Below are 19346 nucleotides of genomic sequence, written 5' to 3' on the forward strand. Positions count from 1 at the left end.
CCTATCAGCCTGCTGGACGAAGGCCGGCGGATGCCCCGGCCCCCGGTAGGTCAGTCGTTCTGGGGGAAGCCGAGGTTGAGGCCGCCGTGCGACGGGTCGAGCCAGCGCGCCGTGACCGCCTTGGTCTTGGTGAAGAAGTGCACGCCCTCCATGCCGTGCGCGTGCGTGTCGCCGAACAGCGAGTTCTTCCACCCACCGAAGGAGTAGTAGGCCATCGGCGTCGGGATCGGCACGTTGATGCCGACCATGCCGACCTGCACCTCGTTCTGGAACCGCCGCGCCGCGCCGCCGTCATTGGTGAAGATCGTCGTGCCGTTGCCGAACGGGTTGTCGTTGATGAGCCGCAGGCCCTCGTCATACGAGCCGACCCGCACGACCGACAGGACCGGCCCGAAGATCTCGTCGGTGTAGATGGACATCGGCGGCGTGACCTTGTCGAAGAGCGTCGGCAGCAGGAAGAAGCCGTCGGGAGTGCCCCCGACCCACTCGCCCGAGCGGCCGTCGACGACGAGCTCGGCGCCCTCGGACACCCCCGCGTCGACGTAGCCGCGGACCTTGTCCAGGTGCGCCTTGGTGACGAGCGGCCCCATGTCGACGCCCTCGCCGTTGCCCTCACCGGTCGTGAGCTGCGCCATCCGCTCGGTGATCTTGGCGATGAGCTCGTCCGCCACGGAGTCGACCGCCAGCAGCGCGGAGATCGCCATGCAGCGCTCCCCGGCCGCACCGAAGCCGGCGTTGACCGCGGCGTCGGCCGCCAGGTCGAGGTCGGCGTCGGGGAGCACGAGCATGTGGTTCTTGGCGCCGCCGAGGGCCTGGACGCGCTTGCCCGCCATGACGCCCCGCTCGTAGACGTAGCGCGCGATCGGCGTGGACCCGACGAACGAGATGGACTTGACCTGCGGGTTGTCCAGGAGCGCGTCGACGGCCTCCTTGTCGCCGTGGACGACGTTCATGACGCGGTCGGGCAGGCCGGCCTCGCGCCACAGGTCGGCGATGAGGTTCACGGCGGTGGGGTCCTTCTCCGACGGCTTGATGACGACGGCGTTGCCGCACGCGACCGCGACGGGCACGAACCACAGCGGCACCATGGCCGGGAAGTTGAACGGACTGATGACACCGACGACGCCGAGGGGCTGCAGGATCGAGTACGCGTCGATCTGGGTGGAGACGTTCTCGGAGTAGCCACCCTTGGTGATGTGCCCGATGCCGCAGGCGAACTCGACGACCTCGAGGCCGCGGTTGATCTCGCCGACGGCGTCCGAGTAGGTCTTGCCGTGCTCGGCGACGATGGCCTTGGCGATCTCGCCCTTGCGCGCCTCGAGCAGCTCGCGGAAGGCGAACAGCACGCGGGTGCGCCTGGCGATGGAGGTCTGGCCCCACTCCTGGGCGGCCTCGGCGGCCCGGGCGACGACCTCGTCGACGAGGTCCTTGCTGGCCAGGTCGAGGGTGCCGGTGACCTCGCCGGTGGCGGGGTTGTAGACCTCGGAGGTGCGCTCGGCCGTGCCCTCCCACGAGGAGTGGCCGATCAGGTGGGTGATGCGGGTGGTCATGGGGAGTGGTCCTTTGCTCGATGCCGTATGACGGGACGCTGGGTGCGGGGCTCAGACCCGCCGGGGGTGGGGGCATCGGCCTGGCGAACGACGGCCGGTCGATGCCTCTACCGGGGGTAGGTCAGGAGTAGGGGAGGCGGGGGTCGACGGACTGGGCGTCCCAGGTGCCGCGCACCCAGGCGTGGGAGGGGTCGTCGCAGATGAGCCAGGCGCGCTCGTCGCCGGGCCCGGCCATGACGTTGAGGTAGTACATGTCGTAGCCGGTCGGTGCCATCGCCGGCCCGTGCCAGCCGTGCGGCACGAGCACCACGTCGCCGGAGCGGACCTCGGCCAGCACGTCGATCGGGCGGTCGTCGGTGCCGTAGACGCGCTGGTAGCCGATCGGGTCCGGAGCGCCTGCGCCCCCGTCACGGCCCGGGCCGCCGCCACGCTCGGTCTGCATCTCGAAGTAGTAGATCTCCTCGAGCGCCGTCTCCTCGCCCGACCGCTCCTCGTCGTGCTTGTGCGGCGGGTAGGACGACCAGTTGCCGGCGGGCGTGATGACCTCGCAGGCGATGATCGAGTCGGCGTCGAGGACATCCGGCGTGCCGAAGTTCTGCACCTGCCGGCTCGCCTGCCCGGCCCCGCGCAGCTCGACGGGGATCTCCGCCCTGCGCAGATGTCTCACGGGGAACGAACTGCGAGCGGTCGCGTGGCACAGCGCGATCCGCCCACCCCGCGGCGCGGTGACGGTGAAGCTCGCGTCGCGCCCGACATACAGGCAGTCCGCCGGCCCGGCGAAGACCGAGGGTCGACCCTCCAGCTCGTATGCCGAACCGCCCGTCTCGACGACCGCCGCCTCGCAGGCGAGCGGCACGACGACGAACTCGTGCTCGCCGGTGGCGACCTCGCGGGACTCGCCGGGCTCGAGGTCGGCGACGAGCAGACCGGTGTGGGCCCAGCCGGGGTCGCCCGGTCGGATCCGCACCGGGTAGTCGTCGTCCCCGGTCGTGCGCCAGGGCTTGAACCAGTCTCTCATCGTGCTCCTCCAGCGGGTGGTCGGTTGGCGGGGACAGGGTCGCCGTGGACGAGGCGGGCCGCGACGTCGACCGCTGCAGCGACGTCCCCGTCGGGTGGATAGAGCAGCGCCCGGCCCACGACGAGGCCGGCGGCGTTCGGGCAGGTCAGGGCGTCGGCCCAGGTGGTATAGGTGTCCTCGGGATCGCCGGCGGGGTCGCCGCCGAGGAGCAGCGCGGGCATGGTCGAGGCGTCCAGGACGCGGGCCATGTCGTCGACGACCGGCAGCTTGAGCCAGGTGCGGGCACTCGTGGCCCCGAGGCCTGCGGCGACGTGGATCGAGCGGATCACCGCGTCGGGGTCGAGGTGGTTGACCACCCTCCCGTCGGCGCCCCGGGAGCTCCAGAAGGGCTCGACCATCGCCATCAGGCCCGCGTCGGCGAGCTCGGTCACGGCCCGGGCGCTGGCCTCCAGGGTGGCCACGGTGCCCTCGTCGGACAGGGCGATGCGGGTGAGCATCTTGCCGCCGTCGAGCCCGCGTCGCGCGAGGTCGGCGGCGCCGTAGGCCGTGAACCGGTCGTCAAGCTCGAACGAGGATCCTTGCAGGCCACCGCGATTCATCGACCCGATGACGACCTTGTCATCGAGCAGGCCGAGCAGCAGCAGGTCCTCGAGGATGTCGGGGGTGCCGAGCACGCCGTCGACGCCGGGGCGTGACAGGGCCGTGGCGAGACGCTCCAGCGTGTCGATGCGGCTGGCCATCGCCATACGGTCGTCGCGGACCCCGAGGGCGCCACGGGCCGGGTGGTCGCAGGCGACCAGGAGCAGGCGGCCGTCGTCCCCGACGAGGGGGCGGCGCCGGCGGGCCGCCCACAGGAGGTCGATCCGCTCGGGCTCGCGCAGGCGGGTCCTGGTGAGGGCCCGGACGTCGACGCCGGCGCGGTCCATCACCGGTCTCCGTCGCGCTCGGCGAGCAGCTGCTCGACCTCGTCGGGCGTGGGCATGGCCGTGGAGCACTCGAGCCGACCGACGACCAGGGCGCCGGCCGCGTTGGCGAAGCGCAGGATCCGCTCGAGCCCCCAGCCCTGCAGCAGGCCGTGGCAGAAAGCGCCGCCGAAGGCGTCCCCGGCCCCGAGCCCGTTGACGACGTCCATCAGGATCGGCGGGACCTCGACGCGCTCGTCCCGGGTCTTGGCGAGCACGCCCTGGGGCCCCCGCTTGACGACGGCCAGCTCGATGCCGCGCTCGAGCAGCGCGTCCGCGGCGCGTTCCGGGTCCTCCTCGCCGACGGCGACGCGACACTCCTCGCGGTTGCCGACGGCCACGGTGCAACGGTCGAGGACGGCCTCGACCTCGCGGGTCGCGGTGACCTCGTCGGGCCAGAACATCGGGCGGTAGTCCAGGTCGAGCACGGTGTGGGCGCGGCGGTCGCGGGCGGCCCAGGCGGCGTGGTGCGCGGCGCGGCTGTCCTCGTGCGAGAGACCGGTCACCGTGGCCCAGTAGATGCGCGCTCCCGCGATGGCGTCGAGCGGCATCTCGTCGGCCCGCATCACGAGGTCCGGCGCCTGGGGGTAGCGGTAGAAGTAGAGCGGGAAGTCGTCGGGCGGGAACATCTCGCAGAAGGTCACCGGCGTCGGCAGGCCCTCGACAGGGGTGACGAAGCGGTCGTCGACGCCGAGTCGCCGCAGCTCGCGGTGCACGAACCGGCCGAACGGGTCGTCGCCGGTGCGGGTGATGACGGCGGAGCGGTGGCCGTGCCGGGCGGCAGCGACGGCGACGTTGGTGGCGCTGCCGCCGAGGAACTTGCCGAAGGTCTCGACGTCCTCGAGCCCCACGCCGATCTGGTGGGGATAGATGTCGATGCCGACCCGTCCGATGGTCAGCACGTCGAACGGCTCGGGCCCGTCGGCCCGCTGGGGCCGCTCGGCGCTCGTCGCGTCGGAGGGTGCGTCAGCCATCACAATCCCTTGTGCGTCGGTGTCACGTCGGTGGGAACACGCCCAGCCTGCCTCAGCGCTCGCAACCCTGTCAAGGTTTGTTAGGACAAACGGACTTTAGTGAGTTGGTGACACTTTGACATATTGCTATTACCATCACGGACTGTGACCATTCAGCTCCCCGTGATGATCGACCGCACGAGCCCGGTGCCGTTGTACCACCAGCTCGCGCAACAGCTCACGGCGGCGATCGAGGGTGGCGCGCTCAAGCCCGGCGACGCGTTCGAGAACGAGCTGTCCCTCGCCGAGCGCCTCGACCTGTCCCGCCCCACGGTGCGCCGCGCCATCGGCGAGATGGTCGCCCGCGGCCTGCTGGTGCGCCGCCGCGGCATCGGCACGACGGTGGCCAACGAGGTCATCCACCGCCGCGACGAGCTCACCTCGCTCTACGAGGACCTCCAGCGCTCCGGTCGGGCCCCGGTCACCAGGGTGCTCTCGTATGACGCAGAGGCCTACAGCGAGCGCGCGGCCGAGGCACTCGGCCTGCCCGCCGACACGCCCATGCTCTCCATCGAGCGGCTGCGCTATGCCGGCGACGTGCCCCTGGCGCTGCTCCACAACTGGCTGCCGCCGCGCTTCGCCGACATCACCGAGGCCGAGCTGACCGAGCACAGCCTCTACGAGCTGCTGCGCGAGCGCGGGGCCAAGATGGTCGTCGCCCAGCAGACCATCGGCGCCCGCTCCCCCGGCGGCCGCGAGCGCAAGCTCCTCGAGCTGTCCAAGTCCGACCCCCTGCTCACGATGACCCGCAAGGCGTATGCCGGCGACGGGGCCGCCGTCGAGTTCGGCGACCACTGCTACCGCGCCGACCAGTACGCCTTCGACATCACCGTGCACGAACGCTGACCCGCGGGGCCGCACCTCAGGATCGCGCTCGCGTCGACCTGTGTGCCACCGTCACGGTGACGGCGAGGTCGTCACACTCACGCCTCGTCCGGACCGCGTCGACCACCGCGGCCTCGACCTGATCGAGGCGCTCGGCCTGGGTGAACGCACCCGGCACCTCAGGCACCTCGACCGCCCACCAGGCGCCGGACCTGGATACTTCGGCGGTCACCTCCATGACCTGGCTCCCGTCTGATCGAAGACCGGATGAGCGGGTGGCTCGCCCCCCTCACGTCCGATGTCAGAGACTCACGACTACTGCTGCAACGATGGAACAGGTGATCGTGCCGCACATGACTGTTTTGGACCGCCGTGCAGTCGCGGGGTCATCCTCGGCATCCCCCGCCAACAGCTCGCCCATGATCAAGGCTGGTCTCCCACCACTGAGGACAATCAGGCAGACGGAGAGGTCGGTGGCCTCACCCGGAGCATCGACGCATTGTCGGAGGGATCGGCGGAGTTGCGGATCGCAGCAGCGACGAAGAGCAGAACGAGACCGGCCACGCCTATGATCCGCGAACCACCATCTTGTAGCGTCCTGCGGTCCAAAGATCATGCGCAGTGAATAGCAAAGCTCCCCAAGACGAACCCTGGCGGGGTGTCGCGCCTGACGACAATCTTCAGTCATGGGCCCCGTTGCTGAGGGTCGATGACGTCGTCTGCCACGACCCGAGTTTGGTCATTTCGTTAGTGCGTGAGCCCGCCCCGGTGGATGGCCTTGAGGATGGCCTGCTTGTCGGCGGGGATCTGGGGCGGGAAGATCTGGCTGGTGGCGTTGATCGCGATGGTGGCTGAGCGCAGCGGGCGGAGCTGGCGGACGACGTTGCGGATGGTCAAGCCGGTGCGGTTCTGGACCTCGCGTGACACCGCCAGGGCGGTGAAGACGATGGTCAGGTGCGCCTCGATCGCGTCACGTTTCCGGGCGAACAGCGGCCGGGCCTTGAGGTATGTCTTGGACATCCGGAACGAGGCCTCGACGTGCCACAGGTCGTGGTAGGAGGAGACCACCTCGCCGGCAGGCATGACCGTGGCAGGGATGTTGGTGACGTAGCCCTTCAGCCCGACCAGCCGCCGGGCTCTGGCCAGGGACGCCTCGTCGAGCACGGTGGCCCCGCCGTTCTTCTTCACGAATCGTGGCGTGCGGGCGGCCTTCTCCCCGGCGATGACGGCCTTGGCCCGGTTCTCCTGCAGGGTGAGGGTCTTGTGGTCGCGCGCGGCACGCTTGGCCGAGTAGGCCCACACCGCCCGCCAGGAGGCCACGTGCTCGTCGGGGTCCCACGAGGGCTCGGCGCGGACCTTGACATCGTTGTCGCTGTTGCGGCCGGTTCGCGGCGTGGTGGTGTCGATGACCTGCCCGTCGGTGAACGCGTCCCCGTGCCAGCGGAAGTGGGAGGCGAGGTCGATCGGGGCCTTGGTCACCCCGGAGCCGACGATGAACCGTAGGTTGGCCTCGTCGAGCTGGCGCAGGTTGGTCGCCGAGAGCATCCCGGCGTCGGCGACCACGACCATGTCAGCCAGGTCGTGCCGGGCCTGGAACGCCTCGATGATCGGCACGATCGTGGAGGTCTCGGCCTTGTTGCCCTCGAAGCAGATCTCCAGCGGGAAGCCGTTGCGGTCGACCAGCAGCCCGACGACGATCTGCGGGTCGACCCGGCGTTCCTTGGAGAAGCCGACCTTGCGCAGGTCGTCCCCCTTCTCGGCCTCGAAGTACAAGGTGGTGACGTCGGAAATGACCAGCGAGACGTCACCGCTGGTCATGTACGACTGCTCGAAGCAGGCCGTGGCGACCTGGTCGCGGTATCCGCGTTCCCTGGCGCGGGTCAGGGTGCGCCCCATCGTCTTGTAGCTGGCAGCCTCCTGACCCAGATCGGCCAGCACCCGGGCGGCGTCCAGCAGCGAGGTCAGCTCCACGACCCGGGCCAGCACCAGGTCGGCAAACACCTCGTCCTCGAGCACGCCGAACCCCAGCTGGGCGTACACCGCGGCGAGGGCCTCGAACAGCACCCGGCTGTCCGTACCCACCACCCGCCCCGGACCGGTGCGTACCGCCAGCCCAGACGCAGGCGACGGGTTGAGCAGCGCCGGCTCAGGAGCCGGCGCCACCAGCGCCGCCGAGGGCGGGCTCGGTTCCACCCCCAGCTCCAGGACGCCCTGGTCGCGGTCATCCAGCAGCTCACCGGCCCGGGCCAGCAGCACCCCGAGCTCGGCCTCGGTGTGCGCCGAACCGACGTGCTTGAGGATCCGCTGACGCCCAGCGGCGTACTCGGCGATCTGCACGGCCGTCGCCCCCGACTTCGTCCGCACCCGCCTGATGAACGCCACACCAGGAGGCTAGACGCACCCAGTTAGTGCGTGAAACTGCCCAACCCCCAGGAAATCACCACAGGTCAGCGGTCCGTCACCTCCAGATCCCGCACTACCTGTCCAAAGTCAGGGCCCCGTTGCTGAGGGTCGATGACGTCGTCTGCCACGACAGCGCCGCCGTTCACGAACGACAACACCACCGCCCTCGCCGCCCTCGACACGCGGGGGGTACCCGACGACCTGCCCAGACTGCCCTATGCCGCTAGAGGCGACCCCCACCGTGGGGGAAATGCGAGGTGGACCCTATCTGCCCTGCAACGGCGGTGCCGCTGGGGCGGTATCGATGGGGTGTACCCCATCCCCCAGCACCGTGCGTCGGCGTGCGCGAGCTGGTGAGCCAAAAGCCCCTCCTCGCGACCGGTGGATTACGGAGGGCGGCGAGTTACCCGAACGGACCCCACGCGGCCCTACGGCGCGGCCTGACAGCCCGCGCGACGAACCTCGGGACACGCACCTACGCCCACCGGATGCGCGACCAGACGCAAGGCCGTGAGCGTAACCGAGAGCCCGGGCGGTAGGTGCAGCAGCCCCCCCACCGGAATGAGTGGCCGCGTACACTCTCTAAATTCGATGACTATTTGAGGTGTACGCGACCACTTTCGAATCTAGGTCTACTGTCGATTGATTCTGTCGACACGGGTGGTGTCAACTTCAGTGGAGTCCCGTGAGCGTAGGTGGCCAATTCTCTATCGAATCAAAATTACTAGTACAGATAGAACAGCCACTAGTACAATCAGTTCGAACGCGGTGATCTCAAATATCAGGCATTGCCCGTATCGTGGCGTTCGGGCCGGCGGTCCGCAAGGTGATCTACACGACGAACTCGATCGAGTCGTTGAACTACCAGCTGCGCAAGATCATCAAGACCCGCGGCAACTTCCCCTCCGACACGGCCGTCATCAAGTTGTTGTAGCTGGCCATCCGCAACATCGAGGACCGCCGAGCCCGAGAACGCGCCAAGGAAGCCGGCAAACCCCGCGACCAACGCAAAGCCAGCGGCCGCCTCGTCGAAGGATCCACCGTCCACGACTGGAAAGCCGCCCCGGGCGAGCTCGCCCTCATCTACCCCGGCCGCTTCACCGCCCACCTCTAAACCCATTGAGAACCATTCCATTTACACAGACAAATTGACAGGCTCCGCGACACGACCGGGGTCATCCTCCACGCCGACCTCGGCTGCCAGTACACCTCAGACCAGTTGGACCGTGCCGGGGTCAGCCCCGGGTTTGGTTGACCTGTCAACCAAACCCGGGCAGACCCTTCCGCACGCTGCTTGACATAGGGGACTCAACGCCCTGACGGAGTGCATCAACGGCCTGTACAAGACCGAGTGGATCCGCACGACGATCTTCCACGCCGGGCCGTACAAGACCGTTGGCAACGTCGAGTATGCCACCGCCGGATGGGTCAGCTGTTACAACCACCGGCGCCTGCGCAGCGCGCTGGGCTACGTTCCCCCGACCGAGTACGAGATCGCCCACTACGCTGCCCTCAACCCCGAGCCGCAGCCCGCATGCGAGCGGCAAAGACCTCAGGCGGTTCACCCACCTTGCCGTCAGCACGCTGAAGTGACCCGGTGAGGCATGGGCACAATCGAGGAACTTTGGCGGGCTACTGCGTGAAGAAATATCCAACCAGCATCAAGCTCGTGTATAGCATCGAAGCCAACACCGGCCATACTGACCACTTGTCGTTGCTCCAGGAGATCACCGCCTTGAACATGACCATAATCCCAAGGGCGGCCAAGACTAGGAAAACCCCCATGTCTAGTCGTCTCCTCCTGTGCTCTTGCCAAACTTTCCGACCGCGCGGCCTATGAAACCCGCAGCCGCACCGCTTGCGCATGACAAGGCGACGTCTCCTCCCGATGTTCTTTCTCCATCGATGTAGTTGCCAATTCCTTCCGCGGCTACTCCTGCGATGCACCCTCCTGCGAGAGCAACGCCTAAGCCCACGGGTCCAGCCTTTGAGACCAATCCCAGACCCGCTCCGGCAACCTCGCCAGCCACGTCTCCAACTGCGTCTCCGATGGACTTCTTCCCTGACCGATCAGTGGCGTTGCTGGGGTTGCCTGCGGCGTAGAGGTGGGGGTTGGTTTCGCAGGCGGTGGTGTCGGGTTGGGTGAAGCGCCCGGTGGTGGGGTCGTACCAGCGGGTGTCGGTGCGGTATAGGCCGGTGGCGTCGTCGTAAAGCAGCCCGTGGAACTGGATGCGGTTGGCCTTGGTGCCGCCGTCGTAGTGCTCGTCGGCGACGCGCCACTCGCCGTAGGGGGAGTATCGGTAGATCGCGGCTTCGAGGCCGTGATCGCCGGTTGCGGTTTCACCGCGACCGACAGCCCCTCGCGGATCGTGAACTCCTCCATCCCGTAGTGCGCCTGCACCCCCAGCCCCGGCGCCGCGACAGCCTCGTCCGGGTCGACCGCCGCGACCCGCTCCGGCGCAGCCACGTGAGGAGCCGCACGTCCACCCGTGGCCTGCACCGCTGCCTCGAGACCATCACCGCTGCCCTCGTACGTCCACCGCGCCGACGGCGGCGGGACCATCCCCACTGCACCCCTGCGCACCTGACCCGGCGCGCTCCAGCGGCTCTTGGCGACCTTGTCCTTCACCCACCCCGGCGCCTCCGGGTGGGTCGGGGCCTTCTTGCCCTTGTCCCCCCGGGTTCGGGCCCACTTTCGACCTCGAATGCCCCGGGGATGGCGGCTTCGGATCCGCCCCCACAGCCCCGGCGGTACCACCCAACGACGTCGCGACCAACGACACCGTCGCAGCAGTCACCAGCACCGACTTCCGAGTACGACCCGTCCACGATGACGAACCAGCCATAACGAGCTCCTCAGGCTTAGACACGCTCAGTGATCACGCAGAACCTGTGTGTCACTGCAACGTGCGCCTCGCACCAGGCCACGTCAACCAGGGTAAACGAAGAATCACCCACATGGACCTCACCCCCCCCCGTGGCGGTCACGACAGCTACCGCCGTCCGTGGACGGCCCCTTCACTGCCCCAGGCGGCGCAGCACGTATCCGACGCCTTGAGCGGTCATCCCGACGGTTCGCCCCATCTCCGCTTTCGTCTGGCCCTGCTCCCACAGCTCCAGGATCTGCGCGTCTCGACCGGCTCTGGCGGCGGCCGCCTCGACGTGATGCTGCTCCATAGCCTTGCGGCCAGCCTCCGACAGACACGCGTCGCACTACACGCGCGCCCGGCGCCCGACGGGCCGGCGCAGCGTCGCGGGTGAACGCAGAGATTCCTCGTCACGGACGGCGCTAGCCGCCTGACGGTCTCGGGCCGCCTATAGCCGCCACCCTGGCGTACCAACCCTCTCCCGCGCGCTCACGGACATCGCTTCGCGCACGCCGGCCGACGTCAAACCGGCGCCGAGAGGCAGCCCGTGACGGAGCTTGTACTCCCGCGCGGTCAACTGGTGCGCGACCTGCACGTGGTAGCCGAGCGCAGCGCGCCGCAGACCGCACTCGAGGCACAGGGCGGCGTCGCCATCATCGTCCAGGAGACCGTATCGGCCGTGGCCAGACGGCGACCCGGGGGCCGGTTGATCATCCGTCAGGCCGCGACCGCGGCGCTTGCGCGAGTAGTGCAGCCGGCACAGGCCCGCCAGCGGCGTGCGTTCCCTCGCACCCGGGCACCGTGCACGAGGTGGCGTGCCGCCCATCGGTGATCTGCCGGGTCTGCTCGGCCGGGAGCTCCACATAGTGCCGCAACGCGTTCCGGACGACGACGCTCCCAGAGACGCCGTCACGGGTGCCGATGGCGGCGATCGCGGCCCACAAGTCATCCGGCACCACGACCGGGCGCTGCCTGCCGATGCGTTTGGCACCTGCGTGATCACCCATCAATCCGCACGTCGCGCACGGAGCGGATCTGCACGCCCGGCACCTCGTGCACCGCCCGCGCCACCACCCTCCGCCACCAGCGGGCCGGCACGGGCCGCTCGAACTGCAGCGACTCGACCAGGTCGCTCCACTCGGGGTCGGCCTCGTCGTAGATGGCCAGCCCCGGGTCACGAGCGCTGCGCAGCTCGTCGACGACCCGGCCGACGGCACGGGCGGTGTAGTCCTCCAAGGTTTCGACCTCGGCAGCAACGCTGCCGGGCACGGGTGTGTCCCCGCCAATCCATCGCCACACTGTGCGGGGGCTACGGCGCAATAGTCGATGCCATCCACCTCCGACGCGAACCGGACGCATGCCTACTTGCCTGCTCGTTGTAGCGTCCAGACCCTGCTGGTCGTAGCGCAGGAGCACCCACCGATCGGTGGGTGCCCCTGCACCACAAACGACTACCGGCCGGACCGAGAGGGCGTCACGGACGACGACAGGGTGGTCTCACCCGGGCCGTCCCAGCCCACGAGCGCGGTCGGCGTGCCGACAGCCGGGCGCGTGACCGGCACCCGCACCGCGAGCGTCCCGCGACCGGGCACCTCGACGGTCCGGCGGCCGAGCACGCCAGAGGCGTCCATCAGCGAGACGTGGGCCACGCCGGCGCGCGCCGCACGCACGGTGACCACGGCCTCGCCATACGCCGGTCGCACCGACTCGATCCAGCCACCGGTGCGCAGGGTCGCCGACGGACCACCCGCGAGGGCGACGTTGTCGACGACGGACTGGGCCACGGACTGCGGCGAGTCGAGCGAGGACAGCGCCTCGAGCGGGATCACCGGCTCGGCGGGCGTGGTCGAGCGACCGGCCGGAGGGGTGTAGCCGTCGAGCCGCACCTGACCCCAGCGGTAGGGGTCACCCTGCACGCCGCCCCACACGGACCAGCCGATGCGGGTCTGCCCGGTCTTGTCCTGCGTGTCGGAGTCGTAGGGAAGGATGTTGAGTCCCAGGTGAGCCGGGTCCACGGCCGCCGGGAGCTCGCTCATCGGGATCGCCACCTCGGCGGTGTAGCCGCCACCGACACCGCTGGGCTTGACCGCCCACCGCATGCCGGGCGCCGTCTGCGCGGCCGGCCCCTGGTGGTTGTCGGCGTCACGCAGCGCGCACGCCGGTCCTTCCGCGGTGAACGGCAGGATCGCGGCCTTGAAGGTCGTCGACGTGTTCTCCGAGGTGCCGCGCGGGTCGATCGCGATCTCCAGGGAGTCGGTGCGCCAGTGCCGCTTGCAGTCGTTGGTGGCGAGCGCCGTGCCCTTGGTGTCGTCGACGACGGTGGCGGCGACGTAGAGCGTGTCATCGTCCCAGCTGACCCACGCCTGGCCGGAGCAGTCGGCGGCCGAGTCGCAGGCCGCGCCCTCCCACACGCGCGAGATGTCCAGGGCCGGTCCGCCGTACTCACCCGGCGTGACGACGCCGTCGAGGGTGGGCCTGGCCTTGGCCGCGACGGTCTGCGGGACGAGCTCGAGCGCCTGCGGGGTGCTGGCCGTGCCCGTCGAGCTGGTCGTCTCGAGGGTGTAGGCGTAGTCGCCTCCGGGCGCGCCCGTCTTGAGTGTCGCGTCGGTGTTGGTCACGGTGAAGGTCACCGTGGCGCTGGCCCCGGGTGCGAGCGGCCCGTAGGCCCGGCCGGCCGGGGCGACGGAGAAGCCTGCCGGGGGCTTGAGGGTCACCTGGCCGGACTGGGTGCTGCTGGAGGAGTTGGTGACCACGACCGGTATGTCGCGCCGCCCGCCGCTGGCCACGGTGAGCACAGGGGCGACGGTGCCGCTCAGCTGGGGCACCTGCGCGTCGCGGGTCCAGGCCTCGAACTGCTCCACCTGCGGCAGCCACTGCTGGTGGGCGGTGACGGCCGGGGCGACGAGGATCGACCGGTCGACATAGCCGCTTCCGTGGGCCGACGTGAGGCGCACCGCGAGGCGCGAGCGCGCGCCCGTGGCCGCACCGCTCGGCGCGGTCAGGGTGAAGCGCACCTGAGCGGTGCGGCCCGCCGCGAGGCGGGTCGGGAGGGTGCCGGCCTGCACGGTCCACCCGTCGGGGAGGATCGGCTGAGCCTGCAGTCCGGTGAGGGCCTGCGCGGCGGGGGCGGTCACCGTGAGCGTGCCGGTGACCCGGCCGCCGGGCTGGATGTCGGCCTGGTCGGTGGTGAGGACGGCGCCGGTGCCGAGCGGCAGGGCACCGGCGGGGCGGGTGAGCGCCCCGGCGATGGCGCCGTCAGCGACCGTCGCGGCGGCGGAGCCGGGCTCGGGGATCGGCACCCGCGACTCGATCTGCGTCATCGTGTCGCAGCCGATCTTGGTCGGGTCGGTCGGCACGTCGGGGAAGCCGGCCCAGCCCTGGGTGACGTACTGCCGCTGGGCCTCACGCTCCACGGCGGCCCAGGTGCGCCCGTCGGGGGCGCGCTCGCCGCCCCACACGCCGTAGACGTCACGCGTCGCGTCCCGCGGCACCAGCGTGGAGCCGCAGGTCGGGCCGGTGGACGAGGTGCCGGCGAAGGACCGGGTCAGCAGCCGCGAAGGCGCCCACGGCTTGAGCCCCTCCGTGGTGATCTGCTCGGGGAAGCGGCCGGGGTCGCCCGCGGCGCGGTAGGCCTCGACGGCGAGGCGCGCGGCCTCCTGATGGTTGCCGTGGTTGCCCGGCGACGGGGCTGGGTCCATGGTCATCAGCACCTCGGGCCGGGTCTGGCGGATGATGCGGACGGTGCGGGCAAGGGTGTCGTCGTGACCCCAGACCTTGCGGGTCAGCGGCTCGGAGACGGTGTAGTAGAAGTCGACCTTGTCGAGGTTGTAGACGTTGGTGATGCCGGCCTTGCCCACGGCCCGCCGCTCCTCCGCCTCGCGGAGCAGACCGAGGGCCGGACCCTCCTCGGGCCCGGCGGCGTTGCCGCCGCCCTCCCCGCGCGTGACGGTGACCACGCCGCTCTTCACGCCATACCGCTGGCGCCAGAGCCCAAGCGTGGACAAGGTGCCCGCCTCGTCGTCGGGATGGGCTCCGATGTAGAGCAGGCCGAGGTCCACCGGAGTCCCGATGGACGTGTCCCGGACCTGCTGGCCGGGCCCGCGGGCGAAGGCCTGGAGGCTGCCGTTGCGGGCGTCGGAGCGGGCGCCGGCGTGGTCGTCCGAGGGGGCGGCGACCGCGCTGCCGATGGCCGTGGTGCCGGCCGTGAGAGCTGCCGTGACGGCGGCCAGGGTGGTGAGTGCGGCGCGTCCTCGTCGACGTCCCGCGGGATGTGGTGCCATGCCGTGCTCCTTCTGGGGGTTGGAGCCGGGCTACTCGCGGACGGCGCCCTCGAGCATCCCGGCGATGAAGTGGCGTTGCAGGAAGAGGTAGACGATGACCACCGGCAGCGCGACGAGCACGGCGCCGGCGGCGAGCAGGGTGAAGCCCTGGGTGTACTGCCCCTGGAAGAACGCGAGCCCGAGCGGTGCGGTGCGCAGCTCGTCGGTGCTGGCCATGACCAGGGGGATGAGGAACTCGTTCCAGGTCCACATGAAGGTCAGGACCAGCAGGGTGGTGATCGCGGGGCGGGCCAGCGGCACGAGGACGCGCCACAGCGTCTGCCAGCTGGTCGCGCCGTCCAGGCGGGCCGCCTCGACGATCGAGCGGCTGGAGGAGCGGAAGTAGGTGCGCAACCAGAAGGTCCCGAAGGCGACCGACTGCGCCACCTGCGGCAGCACGATCGCCCAGATGGTGTTGGTCAACCCCAGCGAGCGCAGGTCGTAGTAGAGCGGCACGATGATCGCCTCGGCGGGCATCATGATGCCCAGCAGGAAGACGTAGAACAGCACCGTCTGCCCGCGGAAGCGCATGGCGCCCAGGGCATATCCCGCCATGATCGACAGCGGCGTCGCGATCGCCAGCACCAGCGCCGAGACGAGCACGCTGGTGCGCATCAGGCTCGCGAAATGCCCCTGCTCCCAGGCGGCCCCGAAGTTCGCGACACCGCCCGGCGAGCCCGCGTCGTGCCCGAAGGCGCCGACGACGACGGTGAGGATGGGGTAGATCGCGAAGAGGGCGAAGACCCCGAGGATGACGTAGTTGGCGAGCTGCTCGCCGCGGCTGATCCTCATGGCTCCCCCCGCTCGACGACCCGGGTGATCAGGAAGGAGATGGCGAAGACGATCACCGTGAGGGTCACCCCGATCGCGCACGCGAGCCCGACCTGCCCGGTCTCGAAGGCCCGGTGGTAGACCTCGTAGGACGGCACGGAGGTCTGGTTGCCGGGGCCGCCGCGCGTCGTGACGTAGACGAGGTCGAAGGTCTTGAGGGCCGCGATCACCGTCAGGGTCAGGGCCACCGAGATCTCACCGCGCACGGCCGGCAGGGTGATCGCGAAGAACTCGCGCACGGGCCCCGCGCCGTCGAGGCGGGCCGCCTCGTAGAGCGCCTTGTCGATCTGGCCCATCCCCCCGAGCATCAGCACCGTGACCAGCCCGGTCTCGAACCACGTGCCGATGAAGCCGACGGCCGGCAGGGCCAGCGCGTAGTCGCCGAGCCAGGCCCGCCCCAGATCGCCGAGACCGACCGCTGACAGCACCGAGTTGAGCGTGCCCTCGGGGGCGTAGATGCGCCGCCAGGCCACCGCCACCACGACCATCGCCACGACCTGCGGGAGGAAGACGACCGTGCGGAAGAAGGTCAGCCCCCGCACCTTGGCCCGATTGAGGATCGCGGCCAGGAGCAGGCCGACGACCAGGGGTATGACGGCGAAGAACACGATGAGGACCAGCGCGTGGCCGAAGGCCGCCCGCAACCCCTCGTCCCGCACCACGCGGGCGTAGTTGTCCAGCCCCACCCACGTGCCGACCGTCAGCCCGTCCCAGTCGTAGAGCGAGATCTGGACCGATCGCAGCAGGGGGTAGAGCAGGAAGGCGCCATACACGAGCAGGGCGGGAGCGGCATACGCCCACCCGATCGCCCGAGGCTCGCCCGGGGGACCACCGGACCGCCGGGAGAGCCTCGGGCTGCGGGTGCTCGCGCTCATGTCAGCCCTGGCCACCCGTGAAGTCCGCGTAGTCCTTCTGCAGCTTGTCGAGCGTCTGGTCCGGCGTGGCCTTCTTGGCCATCATGTCCTGCAGCGCCGCCCCGATCGTGTCGCTCATCGTCGGGGTCGCCCAGTCCAGGTAGGGCAGCAGCGCGTCGTCCTTGGTGGTCGTGGCGAACGCCGTGAAGACCTGCTGTCCCAGGGGGTTCGGGGCCTTCTGCTCGGCCGTGTCCACGACGGGGAGGTTCTCGGTCTCGGCGATGACCTTCATCGCCTCCGGGGTGGTGATGTGGTTGATGAAGGCCGCTGCCGCGTCGGGGTTCTTGGCCTTGCTGGTGATCGCGAAGGGCTGACCCGAGGCGCCGGTCGTGTAGGTCTTGCCGCCGGCCTGCGCGGGCGGGGGCAGCATGAACTCGACCTTGTCGCCCATGGCCTTGGAGATGTCGGCCTGCAGCCACGTCCCGGCGATCAGGTAGGCCCCCTGACCCTTGGTGAAGGCCTGCCAGGCCGGGTCGTAGTCCTGACCGTTGAAGCCCTGGTTGAAGTAGCCCTTGTCCACCCACTCGACGAGCTTGCCGGCGGCCTGCTTGTTGCCGTCGGAGGTGTATGACGCCCCCGGGTTGCCGAAGCCGAGCTTGCGGATCTCGTCCGCCTTGGCGAACTGCCCCTGCAGCACGCCGAAGACGTGCACGGCCGGCCACTTCTCGAGGTTGCCGAGCATCAGCGGGGTCTCGCCCTTGCCCTTGAGCGTGGCCAGGGACGACTCGAAGGACGCCCAGTCCGTCGGCGGCTGCAGGCCGGCCTTGGCGAGCTTGTCCTTGTTGACGTAGACGCCGACGACCTCGCCGACCTGCGGCAGGCCGTAGAGGTTGCCCGAGCCGAAGGTCTTGCCGTCCGGGGAGTAGGACACGACCGAGCGCAGCGACTGGCTGTAGCGCTTGTCCCAGCCGTAGGCCTTCATCCACGGGTCGAGGGGCACGAGCTGACCGCCCTTGACGAACTGCCCCATCTGCGAGCGCGTGTTGTTGGCCTGCACGATGTCGGGGGCGTCGTTGCCGGTCAGGGCCAGGCGCAGCGTCTTGACCAGGTCGTCGAAGGACCGCGAGACCCGCTTGATCGTGATGTTGGGGTACTTCGCCTGGAAGCTCGCGATGTTCTTGGTGAGCTGGGCGTTGCCGCCGCCGCGGACCTCCTGGTCCCACAGCGTCAGGGTGACGTCGCCGAGCTGGGCGGCGTCGGTCTTGACCGCGCGCTCGGTGCTCTGGGAGGACGCGGCGCTCCCCCCGGAGCCGGACGAGCCCGGTGCGCAGGCCGCGAGGGCCGTCCCGGCGACCGCGACCACCGCGGCACATGCCTTGCGATTCATGCTGACTCCTTAGAGAGGGCCGCGGTCGCGTCGGACCGTCGGGCAATGGTGGCAGCCGCCCGGCGCACCGCGCTCGGCGGGACGTCGGGGACCAGGTCGTCCAGGAACGAGTATCGACGCAGCACCGCCTTGTGCAGCGCCGTCGGGGACGGGGACTGGCGCTGCGCGTGCCACCAGTCCGCGATGTCGCCCCACCCGGGGGCGGCGAGGGACCCGCCGAACTGCTGGACCGCGAGCGCCGAGCACAGGGCGGCGAAGGCGAGGCGGTCATCGAGGCGCCAGCCGGCGAGGGTGCCGAGGGACAGGGCGGCGCAGAAGACGTCGCCCGCCCCCGTCGGGTCGATCGACTCGACGCGCAGCGCCGGGACCATGGCCTCCTCGCCGGTGGACCCGTCGATGGCGAGCGCGCCGTGGGCGCCGTTGGTGACGACGGCGAGCGGCACCCGGTCGGCCAGGGCGTAGAGGGCGTCGTAGGCGGTGTCGGTCCGGGTGTAGGCCATCGCCTCGACCGCGTTGGGCGTGAACGCGTGGCAGCGGTCGAGCGGCTCAAGGATGCGCTGGTCCCACCGGCCCGTGCCGTCGAAGCCCACGTCGGCGAACAGCAGCGACCCCTGCTCGCGCGCCGCGTCGATCCACTGCAGCTCGTCCGGGGCGTCGGCGGGCGGCAGGTCGAACAGCACGGACCGGCTGCGCGGCGGGGTGCCGATGAGGTCGTTGGCCGACACGGGGGCGTCGTGCCCGTGGGTGATCATCCGCCGGTCCCCGGCGTGGGACACCGAGACGGTCACCGGCGTGTGCCAGTGCTCGAAACGGCGGGAGCAGCCGAGGTCCACCCCCTCCTGGTCCTGCAGCGTGCTCCACAGGAAGTCGCCGTAGGCGTCGTCGCCGAACGCCGCTGCCAGGCCGGTGCGCAGCCCCAGGCGGGCGCTGGCCACGGCGAGGTTGGCCGACCCGCCCGGGCAGGACCCCATGCCGTCGGCCCAGATCTCCTCGCCGCCCTCGGGGATGCGGTTCAGCCCGCTGAAGATGATGTCGAGGAAGACCATCCCGTGCAGCATCACGTCGATCTCGGGCTCGCCGGGATGACGCAACCCCGCGAGCGGGTCGAAGGACGTGCCGGAGGGGCCGGTCTGGCCAGTCACGTGTCTGCCTGCCTGTCTGCCTGGCTGTCAGCCTGGCTGGGTGCCTCGCGTCGCTGCGAGGACCATTCGGACGATGGGACACATGATCGTCCGTGGTGGCCGCGGGCGCAAGCAAAAGTGCGCATCGATTGCGCGGTCGTGCTCGCTGTTGCGTGTTCGTGAGCGCTAGGCTGTG

15 protein-coding genes and 2 pseudogenes are annotated in these 19346 nt (G+C 70.1%); 3 read left to right on the top strand and 14 right to left on the bottom strand.

Translation table 11 applies throughout. The features are described from left to right. Positions 1-50: 50 nt before the first annotated feature. From ACF3NS_RS03000 to iolC, 4 genes are all read right to left on the bottom strand, one after another. Positions 51-1550, bottom strand: a complete 1500-nt coding sequence (locus ACF3NS_RS03000) for a CoA-acylating methylmalonate-semialdehyde dehydrogenase (RefSeq protein ID WP_392467729.1) — start codon at positions 1548-1550, stop codon at positions 51-53. A gap of 121 nt (positions 1551-1671) precedes the next feature. Beyond that, positions 1672-2568, bottom strand: a complete 897-nt coding sequence (gene iolB, locus ACF3NS_RS03005) for a 5-deoxy-glucuronate isomerase (protein ID WP_392467730.1) — start codon at positions 2566-2568, stop codon at positions 1672-1674. Then, the gene (locus tag ACF3NS_RS03010) at positions 2565-3494 is read right to left on the bottom strand and encodes a class I fructose-bisphosphate aldolase (protein ID WP_154592080.1); all 930 of its coding nucleotides are present in this window, start codon (positions 3492-3494) and stop codon (positions 2565-2567) included. The genes iolB and ACF3NS_RS03010 overlap by 4 nt, the downstream gene beginning before the upstream one ends. Further along, the gene (iolC, locus tag ACF3NS_RS03015; RefSeq protein ID WP_288799209.1) at positions 3494-4504 is read right to left on the bottom strand and encodes a 5-dehydro-2-deoxygluconokinase; all 1011 of its coding nucleotides are present in this window, start codon (positions 4502-4504) and stop codon (positions 3494-3496) included. The genes ACF3NS_RS03010 and iolC overlap by 1 nt, the downstream gene beginning before the upstream one ends. A gap of 144 nt (positions 4505-4648) precedes the next feature. On the opposite strand from iolC, the gene ACF3NS_RS03020 reads away from it, so the two are divergent. Beyond that, a complete protein-coding gene (locus ACF3NS_RS03020) occupies positions 4649-5389 on the top strand; it encodes a GntR family transcriptional regulator (protein WP_392467732.1) in 741 nt (246 codons plus the stop codon). Between the two features lie 726 nt (positions 5390-6115). Here the strand turns inward: ACF3NS_RS03020 and ACF3NS_RS03025 are convergent. Continuing rightward, entirely contained in the window at positions 6116-7750 is a 1635-nt protein-coding gene (locus ACF3NS_RS03025; RefSeq protein WP_392467734.1) for an IS1634 family transposase, read from the bottom strand. Positions 7751-8573: 823 nt separating this feature from the next. On the opposite strand from ACF3NS_RS03025, the pseudogene ACF3NS_RS03030 reads away from it, so the two are divergent. Then, positions 8574-8885: pseudogene (locus ACF3NS_RS03030) on the top strand (transposase); the annotation flags it as partial. 196 nt (positions 8886-9081) lie between these two features. Then, a pseudogene (locus tag ACF3NS_RS03035) lies at positions 9082-9306 on the top strand (integrase core domain-containing protein); the annotation flags it as partial. 252 nt (positions 9307-9558) lie between these two features. Here ACF3NS_RS03035 and ACF3NS_RS03040 read toward each other — a convergent pair. The 9 genes from ACF3NS_RS03040 to ACF3NS_RS03080 form a co-directional block, all read right to left on the bottom strand. Further along, positions 9559-10077, bottom strand: coding sequence for an RHS repeat-associated core domain-containing protein (locus tag ACF3NS_RS03040; protein ID WP_392469058.1), 519 nt, complete (start codon positions 10075-10077; stop codon positions 9559-9561). Positions 10078-10789: 712 nt separating this feature from the next. Further along, a complete protein-coding gene (locus ACF3NS_RS03045) occupies positions 10790-10948 on the bottom strand; it encodes a hypothetical protein (protein WP_288798544.1) in 159 nt (52 codons plus the stop codon). 138 nt (positions 10949-11086) lie between these two features. Then, a complete protein-coding gene (locus tag ACF3NS_RS03050) occupies positions 11087-11587 on the bottom strand; it encodes a MucR family transcriptional regulator (protein ID WP_084412836.1) in 501 nt (166 codons plus the stop codon). Between the two features lie 50 nt (positions 11588-11637). After that, positions 11638-11907, bottom strand: coding sequence for a hypothetical protein (locus ACF3NS_RS03055; protein ID WP_288798542.1), 270 nt, complete (start codon positions 11905-11907; stop codon positions 11638-11640). 182 nt (positions 11908-12089) lie between these two features. After that, a complete protein-coding gene (locus tag ACF3NS_RS03060; protein ID WP_392467736.1) occupies positions 12090-14918 on the bottom strand; it encodes a sugar-binding protein in 2829 nt (942 codons plus the stop codon). A gap of 30 nt (positions 14919-14948) precedes the next feature. Next, positions 14949-15749: a carbohydrate ABC transporter permease gene (locus ACF3NS_RS03065; RefSeq protein ID WP_392467738.1), complete on the bottom strand. Its 801-nt coding sequence runs from the start codon at positions 15747-15749 to the stop codon at positions 14949-14951. After that, the gene (locus ACF3NS_RS03070; protein WP_288798538.1) at positions 15746-16663 is read right to left on the bottom strand and encodes a carbohydrate ABC transporter permease; all 918 of its coding nucleotides are present in this window, start codon (positions 16661-16663) and stop codon (positions 15746-15748) included. Before ACF3NS_RS03070 ends, ACF3NS_RS03065 begins: the two co-directional genes overlap by 4 nt. 1 nt (position 16664) lies before the next feature. Next, the gene (locus ACF3NS_RS03075; RefSeq protein WP_288798537.1) at positions 16665-18029 is read right to left on the bottom strand and encodes an extracellular solute-binding protein; all 1365 of its coding nucleotides are present in this window, start codon (positions 18027-18029) and stop codon (positions 16665-16667) included. Then, a complete protein-coding gene (locus ACF3NS_RS03080) occupies positions 18026-19171 on the bottom strand; it encodes a carbohydrate kinase family protein (protein ID WP_392467741.1) in 1146 nt (381 codons plus the stop codon). The genes ACF3NS_RS03075 and ACF3NS_RS03080 overlap by 4 nt, the downstream gene beginning before the upstream one ends. Between the last annotated feature and the right edge of the window lie 175 nt (positions 19172-19346).

It is taken from the genome of Arsenicicoccus cauae (genome assembly GCF_043162025.1).
GTDB classification, from domain to species: Bacteria; Actinomycetota; Actinomycetes; order Actinomycetales; family Dermatophilaceae; genus Arsenicicoccus; species Arsenicicoccus cauae.

Excerpts from the sequence above, each read along its gene's own strand:
- ACF3NS_RS03060 (WP_392467736.1), bottom strand. The coding sequence starts at position 14,918 with ATGGCACCACATCCCGCGGGACGTCGACGAGGACGCGCCGCACTCACC.
- ACF3NS_RS03070 (WP_288798538.1), bottom strand. The coding sequence starts at position 16,663 with ATGAGCGCGAGCACCCGCAGCCCGAGGCTCTCCCGGCGGTCCGGTGGT.
- ACF3NS_RS03000 (WP_392467729.1), bottom strand. The coding sequence starts at position 1,550 with ATGACCACCCGCATCACCCACCTGATCGGCCACTCCTCGTGGGAGGGC.
- ACF3NS_RS03010 (WP_154592080.1), bottom strand. The coding sequence starts at position 3,494 with ATGGACCGCGCCGGCGTCGACGTCCGGGCCCTCACCAGGACCCGCCTG.
- ACF3NS_RS03050 (WP_084412836.1), bottom strand. The coding sequence starts at position 11,587 with ATGACTTGTGGGCCGCGATCGCCGCCATCGGCACCCGTGACGGCGTCT.
- ACF3NS_RS03065 (WP_392467738.1), bottom strand. The coding sequence starts at position 15,749 with ATGAGGATCAGCCGCGGCGAGCAGCTCGCCAACTACGTCATCCTCGGG.
- ACF3NS_RS03075 (WP_288798537.1), bottom strand. The coding sequence starts at position 18,029 with ATGAATCGCAAGGCATGTGCCGCGGTGGTCGCGGTCGCCGGGACGGCC.
- iolB (WP_392467730.1), bottom strand. The coding sequence starts at position 2,568 with ATGAGAGACTGGTTCAAGCCCTGGCGCACGACCGGGGACGACGACTAC.
- iolC (WP_288799209.1), bottom strand. The coding sequence starts at position 4,504 with ATGGCTGACGCACCCTCCGACGCGACGAGCGCCGAGCGGCCCCAGCGG.
- ACF3NS_RS03045 (WP_288798544.1), bottom strand. The coding sequence starts at position 10,948 with ATGGAGCAGCATCACGTCGAGGCGGCCGCCGCCAGAGCCGGTCGAGAC.